Source organism: Streptomyces roseirectus, from assembly GCF_014489635.1.
Taxonomy (GTDB): Bacteria; Actinomycetota; Actinomycetes; order Streptomycetales; family Streptomycetaceae; genus Streptomyces; species Streptomyces roseirectus.
The window spans coordinates 8,875,827-8,899,938 of the sequence record NZ_CP060828.1 but is presented as its reverse complement, the minus strand read 5'-3'; the positions used below and the strand labels follow the sequence as shown (position 1 = coordinate 8,899,938).

The following is a 24,112-nucleotide window of genomic DNA, read 5'->3' as shown; positions in this document are numbered from 1 at the left end:
GCACGGTGACGTAACGACACCCGGACGCCCGCTCCTTTCGAGAAGCGGGCGTCCGCGTGTGGATCTGGGTGCCGCGGGCGGAGGTACGGCGCGGCCACCACGCTCGGTGTGAGTTCGGCCGCGGTTCTGCAAGGACTGCTGGTGACGGCCGGAGTGGCGAGCGTGGTCGTCCGCGTCCAGCCACTGTTCCTCGCCGTCAAGTGGGCCGGCGTCGCCTATTTGGCATGGCTGGCCTTCGCATCCCTGCGCAGCGCGGTTCGCGGGCACTACGCGGACATCGGCGCGCACGAGGTATCACGGCCATCGCCGTGGATCGCCTACCGCCGGGGCTTCCTCTGCAACGCGACCAACCCGAAGATCCTGGTCTTCTACCTCTCGTTGCTTCCTCAGTTCGTCGGCCAGGACGCGCCGTGGACCGCCTGGCTGGCCCACGCCTGGACCGTGCCGTTCCTCGGCACGCTCTGGTTGCTGCTGGTCGTGGGTCTCGTCGGATCTCTGAGGTTCTGGCTCGAACGACGGCCGGTCCGCAGGGCGTTCGACGCGAGTGCCGGACTCGCCCTGTGCCTCTTCTGCGTCAGCCTCGCCAGGGAGGCGTAGGCGGTCCTACGGCTGCTCGGCACAGTTCCCGGCCCACGAGTGTGGTCATGGCTCGCTGGGTGTGTCGGCCGGGGTCGCTGGCGACGTACACGGTGGCGGTTCGGGTTCCGTGTCCGTACTTCACGCCCAGTTCGGGTACGGCAACGGTGGTCGTCATCGCGTCGAGTTCTGTGACGTCGGTGCCGGTGTCGGTGCCGAACGCGGCGTAGCTCTGGGCGTGCGGGAGCGGGACGGACGCGGAGACGCCGGGTGTGCTGGTGTGCCTCAGGCCCAGGGGGCGGATGATCCGGTCGCGCGTCTCGCGTGCCCAGCTCCGTCCCGTGACCTTGTGGACGATCATCGCGGCGAGGACGTAGTTGGTGTTGGAGCACGACCAGCCGGCGCCCGGCGGGGAGAACTCGGGAGGGTGCCGCATCGCCAGCCGCCCCAGCTCCCGCACGGTGACCCGGCCGCCGTCGTTGCCGTTGCCCCGGACCACGCCGGCAGCCACCGTTCGACGGTGTCCTCCAGGGACATCCGTCCCTCGCCGACGAGTTGCAGCACGACCGTGGCGGTGAAGGTCTTGGTGGCACTGCCGATCCGGAACCTGCCGTCCTGCGGCATCGGCCTCGTGGCGTTCACCGCGGCCGTCCCCGCGGACGCGCGGTGCCGTGCGGACGGTGACGTCACCTCGGCGTGCACACCGACGGCCCCGGTGTCGTGGATCGCGTCCACCTGCCGCTGGAGCGGATCGGTCGGCCTCTGCTTCGCCGGTGCCTTCTCCACTCATGCCCTTTCTCTGTTCAGGTTGCGCCTTGCTGAGGGCTGTCCCCCTATGGATGCCGAGGCTCCCCCGGCGGAGAGGACAGCGCCGTTTCCGGCGCGCGGCGTCGCATCCGGGGAAGCTCCGCGTTCGTGACGGCCCGCAGCACCCATTCGACCGGCCCGTACCGGTACCGCGCGAGCCAGCGCCGGCTCAGCTCCAGCTGGGCCGCGAAGATCCCGACGGCGACGACCGGCACGAGCGCCGGCGGCGTGTCCCCGGTCAGCCCGAGTCCTGCGCCGGTGAAGATCAGCACCCCCAGCAAGGACTGACCGAGATAGTTCGACAGCGCCATCCGCCCGGCCGGCGCGAGCACCCGTGCCAGCCGGCCGCCGCGCGGGGTGGCGAACACCCGCAGCAGGGTCGCCACATAGGCGCCGGTCAGCAGGGGCGCGGTCAGGATGGTGACCGCCACCCCGGCCAGCCCCACGGTGCCGCCGCCGATCGCGAACACCAGCGCGCCGGCGAGCCCGACCGGGTACCCGACCCACTCCAGCCTGCGCAGCGCGACGCCGTGCCTGCCGATCCCGTCCGCCAGCAACTCCCGTCGCCCCGCGGCCAGTCCGACGAAGAACGCGGCCAGCGCGAGGGGCCCCTGCACGGCGAGGCTGCCGGCCATCGTCGGCAACGAGCGCACATGCTCGCCGATCACCGAACCCAGGCCGCCGTCGAGCGCGTCGGTCGACGCGCGGCCGTCGGCGAGCGCGGCGCCCTGGTCGGTGACCAGCTCGACGCCGGACAGCGCGGCCACGGCTATCGCGGTCGCCATGACCCCGAAGATCACCCCCGCAGAGATGAGCGCGGTCCTCGGCCGGATCCGGTGCACGGCGAGCAGCACGAGGCCCAGCAGCGCGTACGTGGCCAGGATGTCGCCGTGGAACAGCAGCACCGCGTGCAGACCACCGAGCACGAACAGCCCACCGAGCCGGCGGACGAACCGCGCGCTGAAGTTCGCGCCCGCTCTTTCCGCGGAGGCCAGTTGCAAGGTGAAGCTGTACCCGAACAGGAACGAGAACAGCAGGTAGAACTTCATCTCGAACAGCAGCCGGACCCCGAACTCCACGGTGTCGTCCAGCCACGACCCGTGCGCCGGATCCGCGACAAGGTGGAACGGGTAACCCGACGCGAAGAACGGAAGGTTCACGACAAGGATCCCGAACAACGCGAACCCTCGCAGCGCGTCGACATCCAGTAACCGGGGCGGAGAGTGCGGTCGCAGCGTTTTCGTCATGCGAGAACGCTAGGAACGCCGACGCCGTGACACGAACCGGTACACCCGACAGTCCGTAGTGGGGCCAGCCCCACCGGGCGGGAGTACGCGGTCCTGCTGTCCGCGCAGGATGTGGCGGATGTAGGCGTTCGCACCGCTCCTCACCCGGCAGGGCCACGAGCCCGCCGGGGGAATGTGCGCAGGTCGACGACCAACCGGCTCCCTCGAAGCCCTCTCCGGCTCACCCCGCCCCCGGCAGCCGGACGGCGAGGACGCCGTCCGGTTCGATCCGGGTCTCGAAGCGCGGCTGTGGCGCGGTCGCGGGCCCGCGCACCACGGCGCCGTCGGACAGCCGGAACTCGCTGCCGTGCCAGGGACAGGTCACGCAGCCGTCGTGGACGTCGCCCGAGGACAGCGATCCGGAGAGGTGGCTGCACCGGTCGGCGAGCGCGTGGACGGTGCCGTCCTCGCCGCGCACCACGAGCAGGGGCACCTCGCCGAGCATGCGGTGTTCGGGCTTTCCGGGCGTGAGGCGGGCCACCGGGCCGACCGGGTGCCAGCCGGGCTCGACCAGGTGGACGACGGACGCGGCCTTGTTGGCACCCGCGCCCTGCCGGTAGGCGAGGTGGCCGCCGATGAAGCCGCCGACGCCGGCACAGGCCAGACCGCCCGCGCCGAGGCAACGGCCGGCCACCGGGCGGCGTCCGCGCACCGCGAACGACGCGCCGAACAGCGTCACGGCGCCGACGTTGGCCGCCGCGTGCACCAGGCCGGTACGCATCTCCCGCTCGCCCTGCTGCGCCCAGTCCGTCCAGCCGGCCAGCGCGGCGGGGAGCGCCGTCAGCGTGCCCACGCCCACGAGCACCCGGGCGGGCCGTCCCGCGCCGGGCACGAAGTCCAGGACGACGGACGACAGCCAGGCGCCCATCGGGACCTGCACCAGGACCGGGTGGAGCGGATGGCCGAGCCGGCGGCCGTGGAGCACGTCGCGGAGCGGGCCGAGGGGCAGGGCGCGTACGGCCTTCCGCAGGGGCGCCGCGACACGGTCGAGCGCTTCGGCGTTCTCCACCCGCTCCAGTGCGCCGAGGCACTGGCTCCACAGCCGGGGCGCGACGCGGCGGGCGGTCGGTGAGGATGACTTGAGGGCGGTTGTCATGGCTCCCGGTTCTCCCGCCCGGCCTGCGGCAAACGTCTCGCGTACCGGCTCGACGCGGTGCCGTGCGGAACGCCGGCAGCGCGGCCTGCCCCGGGAACGGCGGGCCACGGCCTGGGATGGCTTCGCCCTGAGAGGGCATCCGGTGGAGCATGGCTACCGGATCGGCAACGGCGCGCGGGCAGCGGCAGGCCCGTCGCGCGGCGAACAGCAAGGCGGTCGCGGCGGCGGCCCGCGCGGGTTTCGTCGCCCGCGGAGTCCTCTACGCGCTGATCGGCGTCCTCTCCCTGCGGATCGCCTTCTCCGGCGGGAGCGGCCAGGCCGACCGGGGCGGCGCGGTCGCCGAGATCGCCGAGAAGCCCTTCGGGACGGCGCTGTTGTGGCTGCTCGGGGCCGCCCTGGCCGGGATGGCCCTGTGGCGGCTGTCGGAGGCCGCCTTCGGGCAGGCCGGCCCCGACGGGAACAAGCCGGGCAAGAGGGCGACGGCCGCGGGCCGTTGCCTGTTCTACGGCTTCGTCGCGTACTCCGTGCTCTCCTACGCGGCCGGGGACGAGGGCAGCGGCGGCGGCAGTTCCGACCGGCGCTCCCAGGACGTCACGGCGAAGGCGCTGGACTGGCCCGGCGGGCAGTGGATCGTCGGCACCGCCGGTGCCGCGGTGACCGCCGCGGGCCTGTGGATCGCCGTCCGGGCGCTGCGGCGCAGGTTCGAGAAGCACCTCAGGACGGCGGAGATGTCCCGCCGGACGCGGCACGTCGTCTCCGCCTTCGGCGTGTTCGGCGGCACCGCCCGCGGCATCGTCTTCGCCACCGCGGGCGGCTTCGCGATCACCGCGTCCGTCGAACACCGGCCCGGCAGAGCCAAGGGCGTCGACAACACCCTGCGGACCTTCGCCGACACCCCGGCGGGCCCCTGGCTCCTGGCCCTGATCGCCACCGGCCTCATCGCCTTCGGCGTCTTCTCCTGCGCCAACGCCCGCTGGCGCGACGTCTGACTCCCCCTCACCGCATGAACCGCGGCCTGAGGATCGCGGTCATCGAGAACGAGTCGGCGAGGCCGGCATCACCGTGACGGTCCTCGACGCGGCGATGGGCGCGGTGATCGGCCGCCTGGAACTGCCCGGTGGCGCACTCAGCGTCGAACTCGCCCCCGCCGCACGCCACTTGGTGGCAACCGGGCCCGACGGGTTACGCCCTGTGGCGGCGCGCCGACGGCCGGACGACCGTCCGCGAACCGGGCGGCTGATCGCCGGCCGTGGCTGCGGACGGGACCGTGGCGCTGTGGTACTCCACCGCCGAACGTCCGCGGCAACAGCTCCGTCCGGCGCGGGAGTTGGGTGGCGGTCGCCCGGCGGGACGGCCGGGTCCGTACGTACGGCGTTCCGTCCCGGACGATGTCGTGAACCGCTCCGGCGGCCTCTCGCTGCGCGGACGCCAGTAGTCATGGAATTCATGTTCAATTAGCCTGTGACGTCCCCCCAGTGACGCGAGAGGCAGGTGTCATGCACGGTGTGCCGACGAGCGAGCGCCCGCCGGACTGGCGGTCGACCCGGCAGCGGGCCGCCGTCCTCCAGGCGCTGCACGGCCGCCACGGCTTCGTCTCCGCGCGGGAGTTGCACGCGGCACTGACCGCCGCCGGGGCCACGGTGGGGCTGACCACGGTGTACCGGACCCTGCGGATGCTGGAGCGGGACGGGCACGTGGACGTCGTGCGGGAGCGGACCGGGGAGCGCCTGTACCGGCCCCGGCCCGCGGACGGGCACCGGCACTATCTCGTCTGCCGCGACTGCGGCCTCAGCCTGGCGGTGGAGGCGGAGGCCGTCGAGCGCTGGGCCGACGACGTCGCCGCGGCCACCGGTTTCGCCGAGCTGGAGCACACCGTGGAGCTGACGGGGATCTGCGACCGCTGCCGGCCGCAGGGGCGGGCGTCGCACGCTTAGCGGGGCGTCAAGCCTTGGCAAGGGTTTTCACATCAATCGGATTCAGCCACGGTTGTGACATTCGTTTTCATCTAGCGTGAGGGTCACACACCCCGTTGCGACCTGTCGTGGAGGAAAACCCATGCCCTCGTCCCCGTCCCGGCGCCTGGCGCTGCTCGCCGGCGCTTCCCTGGCCCTCCTGACGGGCTGCGGCAACTCGTCCGGCTCCGACAACAGCGCGCACACCGCGCAGGGCGCCGCCTCCTCACCGAAGGTCGAGGTCGTCGCCTCCACCAACGTCTACGGCGACATCGCCGGGCGGATAGGCGGCGACAAGATCGACATCACGTCGATCATGAGCAACCCCGACCAGGACCCGCACTCCTACGAGGCCAACACCCAGAACCAGCTGTCCCTGTCGAAGGCGAAGGTCGTCATCGAGAACGGCGGCGGCTACGACGACTTCGTGGGCCGCATGCTCAAGAGCGGCGGCAACTCCTCCGCCGAGGTCATCGACGCCGTCAAGGTCTCCGGCCACACCGCGCCCAAGGGCGGCGAGCTGAACGAGCACGTCTGGTACGACTTCCCCGCCGTCGCCAAGATCGCCGACCGGATCGCCTCGGCGCTGGGCAAGGCCGACTCGGCGGACGCCACCGTCTTCACCAAGAACGCCGCGGCCTTCAAGGGAAAGCTCGCCGCGCTGGAGGCGAAGGAGGCGGACATCAAGAAGAAGCACGCCGGCGAGGCCATCGGGATCACCGAACCCGTGCCGCTCTACATGACCGAGGCGAGCGGTCTGGTGAACAAGACGCCCGGGGAGTTCAGCGAGGCGATCGAGGAGGGCGACGACGTCTCCCCGAAGATCCTTCAGGAGACCCTGGCGCTCTACAGCGGCAAGCAGGTCAAGGCTCTGGTCTACAACGCGCAGACCTCCGGACCGCAGACCGAGAAGACCGAGGACGCGGCCAAGGCGGCGGGCATCCCCGTCGTGCCCGTCACCGAGACCCTGCCCGCCGGCAAGGACTACCTGACCTGGATGACCGACAACGTCGACGCGCTCGCGAGCGCGCTGGACAAGTGAGGCCCCCGGCCATGGCCTCCGCGCCCCGGGCCCGCCGTTCCGTGCCCCAGGCCCGTCAGGGTTCCGTGCCCCAGGCACCTCAGGGCTCCGTGCCTCAGGCACCTCAGGAAGAGGTCGAGCGCCCCGGCTCCGCCCCGGTGATCAGTCTGCGCGGCGCGGCCCTGTCCTACGGCGCGCGCACGGTCTGGCAGGACCTCGAACTCGACGTGCGGCCGGGCGAGTTCCTGGCCGTGCTCGGGCCGAACGGATCGGGCAAGAGCAGCCTGGTCCGCGCCCTGCTGGGCCGCCAGCCCCTGTCCGCCGGAACGCTGACCGTCCTCGGCCGCGCCCCGCGCGAGGCCGCCCGGCACCTCGGGTACGTCCCCCAGCAGGCGGAGCTGTCCGCGCAGGCGCTGCTGCGCGCCCGTGACCTGGTCCGCTTCGGCATCGACGGGCACCGCTTCGGACCCCGGCTGCGCACGGCCGCCGTCCGCCGCTGGGTGGACGAGATCCTGGCGGAGGTCGGCGCCTCGGCCTACGCGGACGTCCCGCTCGGCATGCTGTCCGGCGGTGAGCGTCAACGCGTGCGCATCGGCCAGGCGTTGGCCACCGATCCCCGCGTCCTGCTCTGCGACGAACCGCTGGTCTCCCTCGACCTGCATCACCAGCGGGCCGTCACCGAACTGATCGACGCGCGCCGCGCCCACGGCACGGCGGTCGTCTTCGTCACCCACGAGATCAACCCCGTGCTCGACCTCGTCGACCGGGTGCTGTACCTGGCGCCGGGCGGTCACCGCGTCGGGACCCCGGGCGACGTGCTCAACTCCGAGTCGCTGTCCCACCTCTACGGCACCCAGATCGACGTCGTGCGCGTGCGCGGCCGGGTGGTGGTCGTCGGCGTGCCCGACGAACCGGCCGGCCCGCCCCACCACGCCGACGAGCGGGAAGGAGTACGCCCATGACGTTCGCCGACGGCGTCTGGCACCAGATCTTCGCCTTCGACAACTACGGCGAACTCCTTGCCCTGGTCCGCAACTCCCTGATCGCCGGTGCCGCGCTCGGCCTGATCGGCGGCCTGGCCGGCGTCTTCGTCATCATGCGCGACCTGCCCTTCGCGGTGCACGGCATCAGCGAGCTGTCCTTCGCCGGCGCCTCGGCCGCGCTGCTCCTGGGCACGAACATCGTGGCGGGCTCGATCGTGGGCTCGCTGCTCGCGGCCGGCGCGATCGGTGTCCTCGGGGCGCGGGCCCGGGACCGCAACTCGGCGATCGGCATCCTCATGCCGTTCGGCCTGGGCCTCGGTGTGCTCTTCCTCGCCCTCTACAAGGGCCGGGCGGCGAACAAGTTCGGTCTGCTGACCGGTCAGATCGTCGCCGTCGACACCCCGCAGATGGCCTGGCTGCTCGGCACGTCCGCGGTCGTCCTCGTCGCGCTGGTGGTGATGTGGCGGCCGTTGACGTTCGCCAGCGCCGATCCGGACGTCGCCGCGGCCCGCGGTGTGCCGGTCCGGGGGCTGTCGCTCGCCTTCATGCTCGTCCTCGGGCTCGCGGTGGCGCTGTCGGTTCAGGTCGTCGGCGCGCTGCTGGTCCTCACCCTCGTCGTCACCCCCGCCGCGGCCGCCGCCCGCGTCACCGCCTCGCCGGTCCTGCTGCCGCTGCTCAGCGTGGTGTTCGCCGTGGTCTCCATCGAGGGCGGCATCCTCCTGGCCCTGGGCAGCTCCATCCCCATCAGCCCCTACGTCACCACCATCTCGTTCGCCATCTACGCCCTCTCCCGCCTCGCCGGCACCTACCGCACCCGCCGCTGGGCAACCCGCACAGCGGTTCCCCCGGCCCGCCTGAGAAAGGTGCCGACCGCTGCGAGCGCGGTCGGCACCCTGGGGTGACGTCAGGCGATGATGCGGTCGAAGATGTTCCAGCCGTGACCGATCTGACGGCTGCTGCCGTAGGGCACACCGTCGTCACGCACGAAGTTGTTGGAGTACAACCACATCGTGCCGTCCGGCTTCAGGGCAGCCAGGTCGGTGAACCCGTCGCCGGTCGCGTCCGCCGCGATGATGCGGTCGTAGATGTTCCAACCGTGGCCGATCTGGCGGTTGCTCCCGTAGGGGATGCCGTCGTCACGGACGAAATTGTTGGAGTAGAGCCACATCGTGCCGTCCGGCTTCAGGGCGACCAGATCCGTGAACCCATCGCCCGTCGCGTCCGCCGCGATGATGCGGTCGTAGATGTTCCAACCGTGGCCGATCTGACGACCACTCCCGTACGGAATCCCGTCGTCCCGCACGAAGTTGTTGGCATACAGCCACATCGTGCCGTCCGGCTTCAGAGCGACCAGATCCGTAAAGCCGTCGCCTGTCGCATCCGCCGCGATGATCCGGTCGTAGACGTTCCAGCCATGGCCAATCTGACGGCCGCTCCCGTACGGAATCCCGTCATCACGGACGAAATTGTTGGAGTACAACCACATCGTGCCGTCCGGCTTCAACGCCAGGAGGTCCGTGAAGCCGTCACCGGTCGCGTCCGCCGCGACAGTGCGGTCGTAGATGTTCCAGCCACGGCCGATCTGACGGTTGCTCCCATAGGGAATGCCGTCGTCACGGACGAAGTTGTTGGCGTAGAGCCACATCGTGCCGTCGGACTTCGTCGCCACCAGATCGGTGAACGAGTCACCCGTCACGCTGTAGCCGGGGGTTTCGGGTTCGGGGCTGGCCATCGACCATACGGCGTTCGCGATGGCGACGCCGTCCGGGGTCGCGTCGTCATACCGCGTGGGGTAAGCGGAGACTTGGACTTGCTGGCAGATCTGTCCGATCGGGTCGTTGCGCCAGTCGAATTGGAGCATCTTGCCGAGGAACCGGTTGGTCGCGTAGACGGGGTTGAGGATCTGCTCGACGGTCCCCCATCCCTGGCTGGGTCTCTGTTGGAAGAGCCCGACGCTGTCGCGGTCGCCGTAGGTGAGGTTGCGGATGGTGGACTCGACGATGGTGGTGGTCACGGCGATCTGGGCGGCGCGGACCGGCATGTCACGGCTCTTGACGGTCGCGATGACGACCCGGGCGCAGGAGACGCGGTAGGCGTTCATCTGGCCGCGCATGCTGCCGGTCAGCCGGCTGTTGAGCTGGTCGGCCATGGCGGCGTCGGCGGCGGTGGTGCCGTTGGGGTCACAGGGGACGGTGTCGGCGGCCTGCGCCGGGGCGGAGAAGGTCAACAGGGCCGATGCCGTGAGAAGTAAGGTCGCGAGGAGTCCGGCCAGTGGCGGGACGCGGAAAGGTCGCACGGTTGCTCCAGCAGTCGTGAGGAGGGCGGCGTCAGGCGTCGATGCGCTCGAAGATGTTCCAGCCGTGACCGATCTGACGGTTGCTGCCGTAGGGGATGCCGTCGTCACGGACGAAGTTGTTGGAGTAGAGCCACATCGTTCCGTCCGGCTTCAGGGCGACCAGGTCCGTAAAGCCGTCACCCGTCGCATCCGCCGCGATAATGCGGTCGAAAATGTTCCAACCATGGCCGATCTGACGGTTACTCCCGTAGGGAATCCCGTCGTCACGCACGAAATTGTTGGAGTACAACCACATCGTGCCGTCCGGCTTCAACGCCACCAGATCCGTAAACCCATCGCCCGTCGCATCCGCCGCGATAATGCGGTCGAAAATGTTCCAGCCACGGCCGATCTGACGACCACTCCCATACGGAACACCGTCATCACGGACAAAGTTGTTGGCGTAGAGCCACATCGTGCCGTCCGGCTTCAGAGCGACCAGGTCCGTAAAGCCGTCACCCGTCGCATCCGCCGCGATGATCCGGTCGTAGATGTTCCAGCCGTGACCGATCTGACGACCACTGCCGTACGGCACACCATCGTCCCGCACGAAGTTGTTGGCATACAGCCACATCGTGCCGTCCGGCTTCAACGCCAGGAGGTCCGTGAAGCCGTCACCCGTCACGTCCGCCGGGATGGTGCGGTCGTAGATGTTCCAGCCGTGGCCGATCTGGCGGTTGCTGGCGTAGGGGATGCCGTCGTCGCGCAGGAAGTTGTTGGAGTAGAGCCACATCGTGCCGTCGGGCTTCGTCGCCAGGAGGTCGGTGAACGAGTCGCCTGTCACGCTGTGGGTGGTTCTTCCGGGGTCCTCCCACTGCCACCAGCTTGTCTGCTGGCTGGCGCCGGCCCAGCTGAGGCTGAAGTGGATGTGGTCCCGGTGCGAACTTTCGCCGCTGTACTCCCGCCAGCCTTCGTCGGCTCGGCTCGACGACCAGATCCGGTCGTTCCAGATCAGGTACATGATGCCGAGTCGGCGGGCGTTGGCGTGCTTGTTGCCGTACTTGTCGGTCTTCAGCAGCCAGGTGAGGATGTCGTCGGCGACGGCGCGATCGCCGGAGTTGTTGTAGTTGAGCATGTAGTCCAGCGCGCGGCCTTCTTTGTGCTCGCTCGGGCCGCCGTCGTCGCAGGCGCGGGTGAAGTAGGACGTGTGGGTGCCGTATGCCTCGTTGAGCAGGTTCCGGAGACCGAGGGTGCCCGGTTTGACGGTCGGATCGCAGGTGTCCTGGGGGTCGTTGGCGGCGTAGGCGTCGATGGTCGGCCCGAAGTCCGGGGTGGACGGTGCGGCCGTCGCGGGTGTCGCGGCGAGGATCGTCGTCAGGGCGACGACGAGCCCCACCGTCCAAGCTCTCAGCGCGGTGACCGGACGCCGCCGGCTCGATGGGGTCGGTGACGCGTCCGCCTGGGGTCTTGTTCTCGTTCTGAACACGGCGTTCCTTCGGTCGGGTTTTCCGGGAGGGCATGCCGGTCAGTTCGCTACTCCGCCACGGTTTCGGACATCGCGGCTACGCGATCGCGCATGGAAATCTCCCCCGGTTCGAGTTGCGTGTAGGGTCGGCGCGGCGGGGCGAACTGTCCGGTATACGACGGGATCTGCGCTCCTCACACCGCGTCGAGCATGAGCATCGCTGACGCGAACATGGTCGACCAGGCTTTTTTGTTCCAGCGAAAAAACCCAGGCCGTACAGGGGGAATCAAATGCTCCGTATTCACTTCACCGATGCCGACTTGGTGCGGACCCGTATCGCGTCCGCCCCGCACCCGTTGTGGGAGATCTGCGCGAGCCTGTACCGGCTCCAGTCCCGCCGGGGACGCTGGGCGTACGCCGACTGGCATCGCGCCGTCCGCTCCCGGCTGCACTCCGCGGGGTTCGGGCGCACGTTGCGCGCGCTCTTATTGCCGCTGGTCCCCCGCGCGACCTATTTCCCCGACTTCCTCACCCCGCCGGAGGCGGCCCAGGGTCTCGACGCCGGGCTGGAGGCGATCCTGGCCACGCCGAGACAGCGGATCCTGGACGAGGTGGACATGCTGGACCGCGCCGGCGGCGCCCCGGCATGGGCACCCCGCCTGGCCGATACGGACCTGCGCGCAGAACTCGTCCAGGCGATACGCGCCTACTACGACCTCGCCATCGCCCCGTACGGCGACCGCGTCCAGGCTCGCATCGACGCGGAGCGGTCCGTGCGTGCGCGTGCCGTGCTCGACCACGGAGCCGAGGGCGTCCTCCAGAACCTGGGGCCCACGTTCGAGTGGCGCCGTCCCGTCCTGCGCACGGCCTATCCCGAGGACCGCGACTTCCCTCTCGACGGCCGTGGCCTGCAACTGATCCCGTCGTACTTCTGCTGGGGAAGTCCGGTCAGCTACGGCGACAGCGCCCTGGAACCCGTCCTGCTGTACGCGCTCCACCACGAACCCGCCAAGCTCCCGGGGGACTTCGGCTCCGGCGCACCGCTGGCGGCGCTGCTCGGCCGTACCCGTGCCGCCGTCCTGCGCTCGGCGGCCCTGGGCGCCACCACCGGTGAACTCGCCCGCGCGGCAGGGGTCTCGGCGCCGTCCGCGAGCCGGCATTCCGCCGCGCTGCGCGACGCCGGTCTCCTCGTCAGCCGCCGGCACGCCGAGTCCGTGCTCCACACCCTCACCCCGCTCGGGGCCGCGCTGCTGCGTGCCGACGCGCCGAAAAATCGTACAGCTCCGCCCGAGATCCACAGATGAGTCGCATACATCAAGCCGTCACCACTCTTGACTGACCTCGATCAAATCAGGCTACGATAAGGATTTGGCGCATTGAGCCGCGTCGTATGAGTCGCATACATGCCGAACACGTCACCTGGCCGCGGTGACGACGGCAGGCACCACGCAACGACCTCCTTCTTCTGCCGCACCGGGCTGTCGAGGACGACGAACGGTCGATGGGAGCGCTCCCAGGAGAGGTGTGCGTGGGGTTGTCCCACGCACCAGCAGCGGCGCGAACCAGCCCTGAACCAGCCCCACCACCCCACACTCATGACGGAGCCGAGGTCATGAAAAGACTGATCGTGAGAAGACTGATCGCGGTGGCCGTGCTGATCGCCGCGACCCTCGTCGTACCGGCGTTCGTCGCCCCCTCGCCCGCGTCGGCGCACGCGGTGAACCCCGTGGACTTCCAGCAGGTCGAGCTGGCCCGGGGCGTCGGAGAGGTCGGCGAACCGATGTCGCTGGCCGTGCTGCCGGACCGCTCGGTGCTGCACACCGCGCGGGGCGGGGCGCTGCGCCGCACCACCGCCGACGGGGTCACCAGTGTGATCGGCACCCTGCCGGTCTACACGCACGACGAGGAGGGCCTGCAAGGCGTCGCGGTGGACCCGGGGTTCGCCACCAACCGGTTCATCTACCTGTACTACGCGCCCCCGCTGTCCACCCCGGGCGGTGACGCACCGGACAACGGAACCGACTTCTCCGCGTGGAACGGCGTGAACCGGCTGTCCCGGTTCACCCTGCGCGCCGACTTCACGCTGAACACGGCCAGCCAGGTGACGGTGCTGGACGTGCCGACCAGCCGTGGCATCTGCTGTCACGTCGGCGGGGACATCGACTTCGACGCGGCCGGCAACCTCTATCTGTCCACGGGCGACGACACGAACCCGTTCGCCTCGGACGGCTACGCGCCCCTCGACGAGCGCGCGAACCGCAACCCGGCCTACGACTCGCAGCGCAGCGCCGCCAACACCAACGACCTGCGCGGCAAGGTGCTGCGCATCAAGGTGAACGCCGACGGGACGTACGCGATCCCGGCGGGCAACCTGTTCCCGCCGGGGACCGCCAAGACCCGGCCGGAGATCTACGCGATGGGCCTGCGCAACCCGTTCCGGTTCGGCGTGGACAAGGCCACCGGCGTCCTCTACCTGGGCGACTACGGGCCGGACGCGGGCACGGCCAGCGACAGCCGCGGCCCCGCCGGGCAGGTGGAGTTCAACCGGATCGCCTCGGCCGGGAACTACGGCTGGCCCTACTGCATGGGCAAGAACACCACGGCGGAGACGTACGTCGACTACACGTTCCCGTCCGGGCCGTCCGGGGGCCGGTTCAACTGCGCCGCGCCGGTCAACAACTCGCCCCGCAACACCGGGCTGACCCAGTTGCCCGCCGCCCGTCCGGCGTGGATCAACTACGACAACTGCTCGTTCGCGCCGTTCGGTTGCGGGTCCGAGTCGCCCATGGGCGGTGTGGTGTACCGCTACGACGCGGCGAACCCGTCGACGGTCAAGTTCCCCGCCGCGCTGGACGGGCACGTGTTCCTCTCCGAGTTCGGCAGGCGCTGGCTGAAGGTGGCCGACGTCAACGCCGACGGGTCGGCCGGGCAGATCAACGACTTCCCGTGGCGCGGCACCCAGATCATGGACACCGCGTTCGGCCCGGACGGCGCCCTGTACGTGCTGGACTACGGGACCGGCTGGGGCAGCGGCAACGCGGAGTCCGCGCTGTACCGCATCGAGTACAACCCGGTCGGCAACCGGGCGCCGACCGCGCGGGCCGGCGCGGACCGTACCTCCGGGCTCGCGCCGCTGACGGTCGGCTTCTCCTCGTCCGGCTCCTCGGACCCGGAGGGCGGCGCGCTCACCTACCGCTGGGACTTCGGCGACGGCGCCACGTCCTCCTCGGCCGACCCGAGCCACACCTACACGGCCAACGGCCGCTACACCGCCACGCTCACGGTGACCGACCCGGCCGGCCGCACCGCGACCGCCACCGTGACGGTCACGGTCGGCAACACCGCCCCCACGGTCACCCTCAACACCCCGCCCCACGGCGCCCTGTTCGCCTTCGGTGACACCGTGCCGTACACGATCACCGTGTCCGACCCGGAGGACGGCACGATCGACTGCGCCCGGGTGAAGCTGACCTACATCCTGGGCCACGACGACCACGGCCACCAGATCACCTCGCGCACCGGGTGCTCGGGAACCCTGGCGATCCCCGCGGACGGCGAGCACGACACGGCGGCGAACCTGTTCGCGGTGTTCGACGCCGAGTACACCGACCTCGGCGGGGGCGGTCAGCCGGCGCTGACCACGCACACGCAGCACACCCTGCAACCCCGTCACCGGCAGGCCGAGCACCGCACCTCCCAGTCGGGCACGGCCCTGTTCGACAAGGCCGCCGCCGAGGGCGGGCGGACCGTCGGCGACATCCACAACGGCGACTGGATCGCGTTCCAGACCTACGCGCTCGGCGGGGAAACCCGGTTCAGCGCGCGGGTGTCGTCCGGCGGCGCGGGCGGCACGCTGTCCGTGCGGACCGGTTCGCCGACCGGACCCGTGATCGGCTCGGTCGCCGTGCCGGTGACCGGCGGGTGGGACACCTTCACGGAGGTCTCCACCGCGCTCACGAACGTCCCGTCCGGCACCGTGACGCTGTATCTGACGTTCTCCGGCGGCAGCGGCTTCCTGTTCGACGTCGACGCGTTCACGTTCGGCGCACCGGCGAGCGGCGGCGGCAAGCAGCTCACCGGGATCGGCGGCAAGTGCGTCGACGTCGCCGACGGCACGACGATCCGGCTGTGGACCTGCGACGGCGGCGCCAACCAGAAGTGGACGGTCAGCGGGAGCACGCTGCGGGCGCTGGACAAGTGCATGGCGACCGCCGGCGGCGGCACGGCCGACGGCACCCGGGTCCAGCTGGAGACCTGCAACGGCTCCGCCGCGCAGAACTGGTCCGTGCAGGGCGACGGCACCATCCGCGGCGGCGCCAAATGCCTGGACGCCGAGGGCGCCGCCTCCGCCGACGGCACCCGTCTGATCATCTGGAGCTGCAACGGCGGTACCAACCAGAAGTGGACGCTGTCCTAGGAGGCCGCAGAGATGAAACGCTCGTTCACCCGGCGCCTGCTCGGCGCCGCCGTCGCCGCACTCGCCGTCGTCGCGTTCGGCGCCGGCCCGCCGGCCAGCGGAGCCGACGCGCCCTACGACGTCCTGGTGTTCTCCAAGACCGCCGGTTTCCGGCACGACTCCATCCCGGCCGGCATCCGGATGATCCGGGAACTGGGGGCGGCGAACTCCTTCACGGTGACCGCGACGGAGGACTCGGCGCAGTTCACCACCGCGAACCTGGCCCAGTACGAGACGGTGGTGTTCCTCAACACCACCGGAGATGTGCTGAACGCCGCCCAGCAGAGCGCGTTCGAGTCCTACGTCCGGGGCGGCGGCGGGTACGTCGGCGTCCACTCGGCCGCCGACACCGAGTACGACTGGCCGTTCTACGGCGAGTTGGTCGGCGCGTACTTCGCCTCGCACCCGGCCGTCCAGCAGGCCACCGTCCGGGTCGAGAACCGGGCGCACCCGGCCACCCAGCACCTCGGGCCGTCCTGGGTGCGCACCGACGAGTGGTACGACTTCCGGACCAACGCGCGGTCGAGTGCCCGGGTGCTGGCCACTCTGGACGAGTCGACGTACTCCGGCGGCAGGATGGGGGCCGACCATCCGCACACCTGGTGCAAGACGGTCCAGGGCGGCCGTTCCTTCTACACCGGCAGCGGCCACACCCAGGCGAGCTACAGCGAGCCGGGCGTCCGGTCGATGGTGCTCGGCGGCATCCGGTACACGGCGGGCCGGGCCGACGCGGACTGCCGTCCGGAGAACGGGTACACGCCCCTCTACAACGGCGCCACCACCGGCTGGTCGCAGGCCGGTCCGGGCGGGTTCACCAACAGCGACGGCACCCTGATCGCGTACAGCGGGCTCGGCATGCTCTGGTACAGCGCCAAGGAGTTCCGCTCCTACTCGCTGAAGCTGGACTGGCGGATGACCGGGGACGCCAACTCCGGGGTGGTCCTCGGCTTCCCGCCCGGCTCCGATCCGAACGCGGCGCTCGCCCAGGGGCACGAGATCCAGATCGACGCCACGGACACCCCGGACCGCACCACCGGCGCGATCTACGGCTTCAAGGCGCCGGACACCGCCGCCCGTGACGCCGCGCTCAACCCTCCGGACGAGTGGAACACCTTCGAGGCGCTGGTGGAGGGCGAACGCGTGCAGGTGTTCCTGAACGGCGTCAAGATCAACGACTTCACCAACACCGACCCCGCGCGCTCCCTGGCCTCCGGGCACATCGGCATCCAGAACCACGGCGACGGCGACGAGGTGTCCTTCCGCAACATCCGGATCCGGGAGCTGGGCACCACCACCCCCACCCCCGGCCCCATCGTGGGCGCCGGCGGCAAGTGCGTCGACGCCGGCGGCACGCCGATCCGGCTGTGGACCTGCAACAACGGCACCAACCAGCGCTGGACCCGGGACGGCACCACCTGGCGCGCCCTCGGCCAGTGCATGACCGCCACCGGCACCACCGACAGCTCCCCCGTCCGGCTGTCGCCCTGCGACGGCGGCGCCGGACAGAACTGGACCACCGGCACCGGCGGCTCCCTCGTGAACCCCCGGGCGAACAAGTGCCTGGACGCCAGCGGAGCCGGCACCGCCGACGGCACCCAGCTCATCCTCTGGAGCTGCCACGGCGGCGCCAACCAACGCTGGACGCTTCCCGCCTGACAAACCGCCGCCGCCCCGGTCCCGCGCTCGGGACCGGGGCGGCGGCACTGTCCGCGTTATCCGCGTTATCCGCGTTGCAGCAGGAACCGCTGGTTGGAGGCGGTGCCGGGGGTCCACTGGGAGATGCGGGCGCCGTCGGCGGTGGAGGCGTTCCACACGTCCATGGCAAGGCCGCTCTGCCGGTTGATGAGGCTGACCACGCCGTTTCCCTGGTCGATCAGCCGCCATTGCTGGTTCGCGGCGCCGGTGTCGGGCTGCTGGGTGATGTCGGCGCCGGTGGCGGAGCCCGCCGCTTGGAGGACGAGGCCGCTGTGGCGGGCGCGGACGCGGTAGTGGCCGTCGCCGGAGTCGAGGAAGTCGAACTGCTGGTTCAGTCCTGAGGTGGGCGACCACTGGTGCAGGAGCGCGCCCGCGGAGGTGGAGACGCCGCTGATGTCGGCGTGCTTTCCGCTGTGCTGGGCGACGAGCCGGTAGTACACGCCGGGTTCGACGAGCGGGCCGGGGCCCTGGCCGGTGGCGCGGTAGGTGTGTCCGGCCTGGGCGGTGAACTCGATCAGGTCGGCCTCGGGCTTCGTCGGCCGTACTTGGTCGCCGCTCGTCGTGTCGCGCAGTTCGTAGGTGCCGGTGAACATGCGGCTGCGGATGCGGAGGGTGCCGGTGCGGTCGGGGGTGACGGTCAGTTCGGTGAGCCGGCCGCCCTGCCAGACCGCGCCGACCGTGTGGCCGCCGCGTCCGCGCAGCCCCTTGACGCTCCCCGCCGGCCAGGCGGGCGGGAGCGCGGGCAGTACGTGCAGTTCGCCGTTGTGGCTGTGCAGCAGCATCTCCGCGATGCCCGAGGTGGCGCCGAAGTTGCCGTCGATCTGGAACGGCGGGTGCAGGTCGAACATGTTGGGCGCGAGGCGGTCCGTGGTGACGAGGTCGCGCAGGAGTTTGTGGGCGCGCGTGCCCTCCTCCATGCGCGCCCAGTAGTTGATCTTCCAGGCGAGGGACCAGCCGGTGCCGGCGTCGCCGCGCAGTTCCAGGGTGCGGCGGGCGGCCTCGAACATCTGGGGCGTGCCGCGCCGGGTGATCTCGTTGCCGGGGTGCAGTCCGTACAGGTGGGAGATGTGCCGGTGGTTGCGTTCGAGCTCCACCCAGTCGTGCAGCCACTCCTGGATGTTGCCGCGTGAACCGATCCTCATCGGGGCCAGCCGCTGCCGGGCCGCGCGGACCTGGTCGCGGAACGCGCCGTCGGTCCCCAGCACCTCACTCGCGGACGCGCACCCGTCGAACAGGGACCGCAGGATCTGCATGTCCATCGTCGGGCCCGCGCACACGCTCACGTCCTGGTGGTGGGGCAGTTCCGGCGAGTTCGACGGGTTGGTGACCAGGTGGCCCAGGGTGGGGTGGGGCACCAGGGTGTCGAGGAAGAACTGGGCCGCGCCCTTCATCGCCGGGTAGTTGCGCCGCAGGAACTCGACGTCGCCGGTGAACCGGTAGTGGTCCCAGATCAGGGTGGCCAGCCAGGCGCCGCCGGTCTGCCACATGCCCCACACCGCGCCGTCGACGACCGAGGTGCCCCGCCAGCCGTCGGTGTTGTGGTGTGTGACCCAGCCACGGGCGCCGTACTGCGCCTGCGCGGTGCGGGCGCCGGTGGCCGTGAGGTCGTCGATCAGCGCGAACACGGGTGCCAGGCACTCGGCGAGGTTGGTCGTGTCGGCGGGCCAGTAGTTCATCGGCAGGTTCGCGTTGATCGTGTACTTCGAGTCCCAGGACGGGGTCATCTGGTCGTTCCAGATGCCCTGGAGGTTCGCCGGCTGGGTGCCGGGGCGCGACGACGAGATCAGCAGGTAACGGCCGTACTGGAACAGCAGCGCCGAGAACTGGGGGTCGTCGACCGTGTTGTGGCGGGCGATGCGGACGTCCGTCGGCTGGTCGGCCGCCGGGGTGCGGCCGACGTCGAGGGCGACCCGGCCGAACAGCGCCTGGTAGTCGGCCACATGGCGGGCGAGGAGGGTGTCGTAGCCGACGCCCTGGGCGGCGTTCAGGTGGGTTCGGGCGATGCCCTGATAGTCGCCGTTGACGGTCCGGTAGTCGACGTAGCTGGTGCCGATCGACACCAGCAGCGTCACGCTGTTCGCGCCCGTGACCCGCAGGGTGCCGCCGGAGCTGGTGACGGTGCCGCCCTCGGCGACCGCCTTGGCCAGCGCGAGGAAGCGGACGCTGCCCGCGATGCCCCGCATGTCGCCGGAGACGCCGTCCAGGGCGATCGTCGTGCCGTCGGGGCTGGAGACCGAGGTGCGCTGCGGGCTGGTGAAGCCGGCCGTGAAGGTGACCGAGCCGGGGGTCTGGGCGGTCAGCCTCATGACGATCACCTGGTCCGGCGCGCTGGCGAACACCTCGCGCCGGTACCGCACGTTGTTCGCGGTGTAGGTGACGACGGTCGTGGCGGTGGTGAGGTCGAGCCAGCGCTCGTACCCGGAGACCGTGCCGCCCGGGAGGGTGAGCCGGAGGTCGCCGACGGGCTGGTAGGCGAGCTGGGCGGCGGGGTTGCCGAGCATCGTCTGGTTGATCAGGTCCTGCGCCTGCGCCCACTGGTCGGCGAAGACCAGCTGCCGGATCCGGCCGAGGGAGGCGGCGCCCCGGGGGTTGTCATAGTTGTGGGGGCCGCCGGCCCAGAGCGTGTCCTCGTTGAGCTGGAGCCGTTCCGTGTCGGTGTTGCCGAACACCATCGCGCCGAGGCGGCCGTTGCCGACCGGCAGTGCGCGCAGCCACTCCGAGCCGGCCGCCTTGTCGTACCAGAGCGCCAGGTCGCCCGCCGCGCGCACCTCCTGCGGCGGGCTCGCGTCGGCGCGGGCGGACGCCGTCCACCCGGTCTGGCCGAGCACGGCGCCGGCCACGCCCAGTCTCATCGCCTGCCGTCGCGTCAGATCGGGCATCTGGGTCTCACCCTCCTCGGCACCCACGGATCACCGCGGTGCCCGTCGCTGGTTCGCTCCGCCGGAGCAGCCGCGTCCGGCGTGCCGTGGGGCGTGGCACCAGGGGCGCCACGTGTACCGGTCGGTGCGCCCCGCGTGGTGATGGCGGACGGCGGACGGCGGGGGTGCGCGCGTGGGTGACGCGGGCGCCGCCGGCCCGAGGGAGGTCCGCATCGCGCCGTCCGTGCGCGCGTGGGTGGCCTGCCGGTGCACGTTCGCCGGGTGGCCGTCGTCGCCTCGGGGCCGGGGGTTCCCGCCGTCCGCCGTGCCGTTACGGGGCTGCTGGTTCCGTTCGGGCGGTCAGCCGCGCTGGAGCTGGAACCGCTGGCCGGCGGCGCCGTTCGCGGCCTGCTGGGAGACGCGGGCGCCGTCGGCGGTCGATGCGCCGACGTCCATTGCCAGGCCGCTCTGCCGGTTGACCAGGCTGATCGTGCCGCCGCCCTGGTCGACCACCCGCCACTGCTGGCCGGCGGCGTTCGTGTCGGGCTGTTGGGTGACGGCCGCGCCGCCGGCCGATCCCGCCACCTGGAGCACCTGGCCGCTGTGCCGTGCCCGGACGCGGTAGTAGCCGTCGCCGGACGGGACGAAGTCGAACCGCTGGTTGAGCCCGGCGTGCGCGGTCCACTGGATGAGCGCCGCGCCGGCCGCGGTGGACGCGCCCTCGATGTCGAGCGACTTGCCGCTGTGCACGGCCGTCAGCCCGTAGGCGACCCCGGGTTCGGGGACCGTCGGGGTGGGCGTGGTGGAGCCGAACTGGGTGAAGAAGCGCCACACTTCCGGCTTGACCCAGCTCCGGGCGCCGCTCTCGCAGCCGGCGCACCCGTCCACGGGGCCCTGCTGGTGGCCGCCGTCGAACGCGGCCCAGACGACCGGACGGTCGGCCCGGCACCCGGAGTAGGTGGTGAGCGTGTGGGTCAGGCTGCCCCGGGCGGGCTCGGGCGGGTTCTGCGGGGTGCAGCCGTTGTTGCGGACGAACCGGTCCCGCAGCGCGCGCCCGTTCTGGATGCTGTCCGAGATGCCGTGGATGCCCATGTACGCCACGGGTTCCGTGCCGCCGCTGCACCCGCTGATCGGTCCCGGCGCGGCGATGGCCGCGACCGCGCGGAAGGCGGCCGGGCGGGCGCAGGCAAGCGCGTAGCTCATGGCGCCGCCGTAGCTGAATCCGACGGAAAACACCTGCGAGGTGTCGACGCACAGGCCGCGGCCGAGCAGCGCGAGCATGGTGTCGGTGAAGGTCACGTCCTCGCCGCCGCTGTTGGCCCAGCCGTTGCCGATGCCCTGGGGTGCGACGAAGATCGTGCTGTTGTTCGCCTGGGACTGCATGCCGTAGTAGGCCCAGGCGGCCCCGTCGCTGCCGCCGGAGGCGACGTCGCCCGCGGTGCCGCCCCACCAGTGGAAGCCGAACGCGAGGCGGTAGGGGTGGTTGCGGTCGTAGTTGTCCGGGACCTTGAGGATGAAACTGCGGCTCTTGCCGCCGCTCTGGATCGTGTGGTTCCCGCTGGCCAGCGTCGGGGCGCTGCCGCACCCCGGGCTCGCCGCGACGCGCTCGGTGGACGCTCGCTGCGGGGCCGCGCCGGCACTGCCGTGCGCCGTGCCGCCCGCCACCACGACCAGCAGGGCCGCGGCCAGGGCGGACCGGAGTAAGGATCTGTACTTCATCATCACGCCACTCCACTACGTTGTGGGGGGTTCGCCGTACACAGGGGCTGCGCGTGAAGCTCGAATGAGTCCGACTCATCTGGGTCGGCCGGTTGCTCAAACGTCCCCCATGGAAGCGTCCCGACCCACTGCCGTCAAGGGATCGCGCGAATGAGTCGCATCCATCCGGTTGTCCACTACTCGATCGAGCAGTGGTCACTACCCGCCTTGGAGGCTTGACGGTGTTGCTCCCGTACTGGCTGGATGGCGATGATGCGGAGGAAAGGAATATCGCTTTCTGATGTTGGAAGGTGAATGGTCGATGGGGAGCGATCCAGGAACCCTGAAATTAGCGAACGACTCCGCCGAAGCCGAAAGTGAATTCGCGGCGCGAAGGGCGGCTCCCGCACGGGTTCCGATTTCCTCGCTGCGGCCCGCCGATTCACCTCGGCTGACCGGGGAGAATCCCGAGCACGTGGAGCTGCTGGCGATGGCGCGGGACCTTCCGCCGATCCTCGTGCAGCGGAGCACGATGCGGGTGATCGACGGCATGCACCGGGTGCGGGCCGCGCGGTGCCGGGGCGAGGAGTCCATCGCGGTCACGTTCTTCGAGGGGGACGACAGCGAGGCGTTCCTGCGGGCCGTCGACGCCAACCTCCGGCACGGGCTGCCGCTGTCGCTGGCGGATCGCGAGGCCGCGGCCCGCCGGATCCTGGCGGCCTACCCGCGCTGGTCGGACCGGACCGTCGCGGTCAGGGCCGGGCTGTCCCACACGACGGTGGGAGCGATCCGACGCCGCTTCGGCGTCCCGGCCGCGGCGGAGGGCGGCCGGGTGGGCCGGGACGGACGGGTCCGTCCGGTGGACGGCACGTCGGGGAGGGTACGGGCGAGCGAGGTCATCGCCAGGAATCCCGATGCCCCGCTGCGGGCCATCGCCCGCGAGGCCGGCGTCTCGACGGGAACGGCCCGGGACGTGCGCGAGCGCCTGCGCGCCGGCCGGGACCCGGTGCCGGGCGCGCGCCGCGCGGCCGCCCGGGAGCCGGCCCCGCCGTCCGGCGGCCCGGCGACGTCACCACGGCGCGCGGCGGACAACGCCCCGGGCGCGGACTGGCGTTCGGTGCTGAGCAGTCTGAGCAGGGACCCCGCGGTGCGGTACGCGGAGAACGGCCGGGCCTTCGTCCGGTGGGTCGACGGCCACGCGATCGAGCCGGTCGAGTGGTGCGAGCTGATCGACGCCGTGCCGCCGCACTGGCGGGACTCGGTCGCCGAGCTGGCCCGGTCGTGCGCCGGGGCGTGGCTGGAGTTCGCCCGGGAGCTCGAACAGCGGGCGACGGCGAAATCCGGCCACGGAGTGGCGTGAGCGGGCTCGCTGGTGAGGGACCTGGGCGGCAGGGGTACGCGGCGCAGCGGGTCGCCACGGGCAGGGCCGCCCTGGACGCGTACGAGCGTGCCGACCTGGTCCTCATGGACCTCGACCTGCCCGATCTCGACGGTCTCGGGGTCTGCCGGCGTATCCGCGCCGGCAGCGCCGTCCCCGTCATCGCCGTCACCGCACGCGGCAGCGAGCCGGACCGGGTGCCCGGTCCGCAGGCCGGGGCGGACGACTATGTCGTCAAGCCCTACGGTCTCCGTGAGCCGGTGGCGCGCGTCGACGTGTCCGCGCGCCGGGTCACGCCGGACGGCCGTCCCGTCGGCCTGACGCGCGAGGAGTTCGACCTCGTGCACCTGCTCGCCGCGCGGCCCGACACCGTGGTCCCGCGCAAGCGGATCATGCGGGAGGTGTGGGGGGACGCGTGGTCACGCCGGACGATCGACACGCACATCGGCAACATCCGCGGCACACTCGGCTCGCCGGGGTGGGTCGTGACCGTGCGCGGGGTCGGCTTCCCACTGGGGCGGCAGGGCGGGGAGTCCGGCGCCGCGTCGGAGAGGTGACGTCCCCGT

General features: G+C 71.2%; 18 protein-coding genes and 1 pseudogene. 11 read left to right on the top strand and 8 right to left on the bottom strand.

Annotation, left to right across the window (positions count from 1 at the left end; genetic code table 11):
- The first annotated feature begins 108 nt into the window (after positions 1-108).
- Positions 109-597 (top strand): LysE family translocator, encoded by a 489-nt coding sequence (locus tag IAG44_RS38500; protein WP_187751689.1) that lies wholly within the window; start codon positions 109-111, stop codon positions 595-597.
- On the opposite strand, the gene IAG44_RS38495 is transcribed toward IAG44_RS38500, so the two are convergent.
- The 4 genes and pseudogenes from IAG44_RS38495 to IAG44_RS38485 all read right to left on the bottom strand — a co-directional run bounded on the left by IAG44_RS38495 (position 575) and on the right by IAG44_RS38485 (position 3,765).
- Positions 575-1,087, bottom strand: coding sequence for a serine hydrolase (locus IAG44_RS38495; RefSeq protein ID WP_281404321.1), 513 nt, complete (start codon positions 1,085-1,087; stop codon positions 575-577). The genes IAG44_RS38500 and IAG44_RS38495 overlap by 23 nt on opposite strands.
- A gap of 35 nt (positions 1,088-1,122) precedes the next feature.
- Positions 1,123-1,266, bottom strand: a pseudogene (locus IAG44_RS44390) (serine hydrolase); the annotation flags it as partial.
- A gap of 143 nt (positions 1,267-1,409) precedes the next feature.
- Entirely contained in the window at positions 1,410-2,630 is a 1,221-nt protein-coding gene (locus tag IAG44_RS38490) for a DUF418 domain-containing protein (RefSeq protein ID WP_187751688.1), read from the bottom strand.
- Positions 2,631-2,850: 220 nt separating this feature from the next.
- Entirely contained in the window at positions 2,851-3,765 is a 915-nt protein-coding gene (locus IAG44_RS38485) for a Rieske (2Fe-2S) protein (protein WP_187751687.1), read from the bottom strand.
- Positions 3,766-3,914: 149 nt separating this feature from the next.
- Between IAG44_RS38485 and IAG44_RS38480 the strand changes: the two genes are divergently transcribed.
- The 5 genes from IAG44_RS38480 (at position 3,915) to IAG44_RS38460 (ending at position 8,623) form a co-directional block, all read left to right on the top strand.
- The gene (locus IAG44_RS38480) at positions 3,915-4,754 is read left to right on the top strand and encodes a DUF1206 domain-containing protein (RefSeq protein WP_187751686.1); all 840 of its coding nucleotides are present in this window, start codon (positions 3,915-3,917) and stop codon (positions 4,752-4,754) included.
- 507 nt (positions 4,755-5,261) lie between these two features.
- Positions 5,262-5,699, top strand: a complete 438-nt coding sequence (locus IAG44_RS38475; protein ID WP_187751685.1) for a Fur family transcriptional regulator — start codon at positions 5,262-5,264, stop codon at positions 5,697-5,699.
- Positions 5,700-5,820: 121 nt separating this feature from the next.
- On the top strand, positions 5,821-6,759 hold the full coding sequence (locus IAG44_RS38470; protein ID WP_187751684.1) for a metal ABC transporter solute-binding protein, Zn/Mn family: 939 nt from the start codon (positions 5,821-5,823) through the stop codon (positions 6,757-6,759).
- A gap of 137 nt (positions 6,760-6,896) precedes the next feature.
- Positions 6,897-7,700 carry a metal ABC transporter ATP-binding protein gene (locus IAG44_RS38465; protein ID WP_425508550.1) on the top strand — a complete coding sequence of 268 codons (804 nt, stop codon included), beginning with the start codon at positions 6,897-6,899 and terminating at the stop codon, positions 7,698-7,700.
- Entirely contained in the window at positions 7,697-8,623 is a 927-nt protein-coding gene (locus IAG44_RS38460; protein ID WP_187751682.1) for a metal ABC transporter permease, read from the top strand. Before IAG44_RS38465 ends, IAG44_RS38460 begins: the two co-directional genes overlap by 4 nt.
- 2 nt (positions 8,624-8,625) lie before the next feature.
- Here IAG44_RS38460 and IAG44_RS38455 read toward each other — a convergent pair whose 3' ends face one another.
- Complete coding sequence (locus IAG44_RS38455; protein ID WP_187751681.1) at positions 8,626-10,017, bottom strand: tachylectin-related carbohydrate-binding protein; 1,392 nt, start codon at positions 10,015-10,017, stop codon at positions 8,626-8,628.
- A 31-nt stretch (positions 10,018-10,048) separates the two neighbouring features.
- Positions 10,049-11,392: a VldE C-terminal domain-containing protein gene (locus IAG44_RS38450; protein ID WP_187751680.1), complete on the bottom strand. Its 1,344-nt coding sequence runs from the start codon at positions 11,390-11,392 to the stop codon at positions 10,049-10,051.
- A 359-nt stretch (positions 11,393-11,751) separates the two neighbouring features.
- On the opposite strand from IAG44_RS38450, the gene IAG44_RS38445 reads away from it, so the two are divergent.
- The 3 genes from IAG44_RS38445 to IAG44_RS38435 all read left to right on the top strand — a co-directional run bounded on the left by IAG44_RS38445 (position 11,752) and on the right by IAG44_RS38435 (position 17,573).
- Positions 11,752-12,765: an ArsR/SmtB family transcription factor gene (locus tag IAG44_RS38445; protein ID WP_187751679.1), complete on the top strand. Its 1,014-nt coding sequence runs from the start codon at positions 11,752-11,754 to the stop codon at positions 12,763-12,765.
- A gap of 308 nt (positions 12,766-13,073) precedes the next feature.
- A complete protein-coding gene (locus tag IAG44_RS38440; RefSeq protein WP_187751678.1) occupies positions 13,074-15,878 on the top strand; it encodes a PQQ-dependent sugar dehydrogenase in 2,805 nt (934 codons plus the stop codon).
- A 12-nt stretch (positions 15,879-15,890) separates the two neighbouring features.
- A complete protein-coding gene (locus IAG44_RS38435; protein WP_187751677.1) occupies positions 15,891-17,573 on the top strand; it encodes a ThuA domain-containing protein in 1,683 nt (560 codons plus the stop codon).
- A 65-nt stretch (positions 17,574-17,638) separates the two neighbouring features.
- Here IAG44_RS38435 and IAG44_RS38430 read toward each other — a convergent pair whose 3' ends face one another.
- Both IAG44_RS38430 and IAG44_RS38425 read right to left on the bottom strand, forming a co-directional pair.
- The gene (locus tag IAG44_RS38430; protein ID WP_187751676.1) at positions 17,639-20,491 is read right to left on the bottom strand and encodes a glycosyl hydrolase family 95 catalytic domain-containing protein; all 2,853 of its coding nucleotides are present in this window, start codon (positions 20,489-20,491) and stop codon (positions 17,639-17,641) included.
- A gap of 339 nt (positions 20,492-20,830) precedes the next feature.
- Positions 20,831-22,192, bottom strand: a complete 1,362-nt coding sequence (locus IAG44_RS38425) for an RICIN domain-containing protein (protein ID WP_187751675.1) — start codon at positions 22,190-22,192, stop codon at positions 20,831-20,833.
- 451 nt (positions 22,193-22,643) lie between these two features.
- Here IAG44_RS38425 and IAG44_RS38420 point away from each other — a divergent pair, with 451 nt between their 5' ends.
- The gene (locus IAG44_RS38420) at positions 22,644-23,528 is read left to right on the top strand and encodes a ParB/RepB/Spo0J family partition protein (protein WP_484604260.1); all 885 of its coding nucleotides are present in this window, start codon (positions 22,644-22,646) and stop codon (positions 23,526-23,528) included.
- Positions 23,525-24,103, top strand: a complete 579-nt coding sequence (locus IAG44_RS38415; protein ID WP_246562406.1) for a response regulator transcription factor — start codon at positions 23,525-23,527, stop codon at positions 24,101-24,103. The genes IAG44_RS38420 and IAG44_RS38415 overlap by 4 nt, the downstream gene beginning before the upstream one ends.
- Positions 24,104-24,112 lie beyond the last annotated feature (9 nt).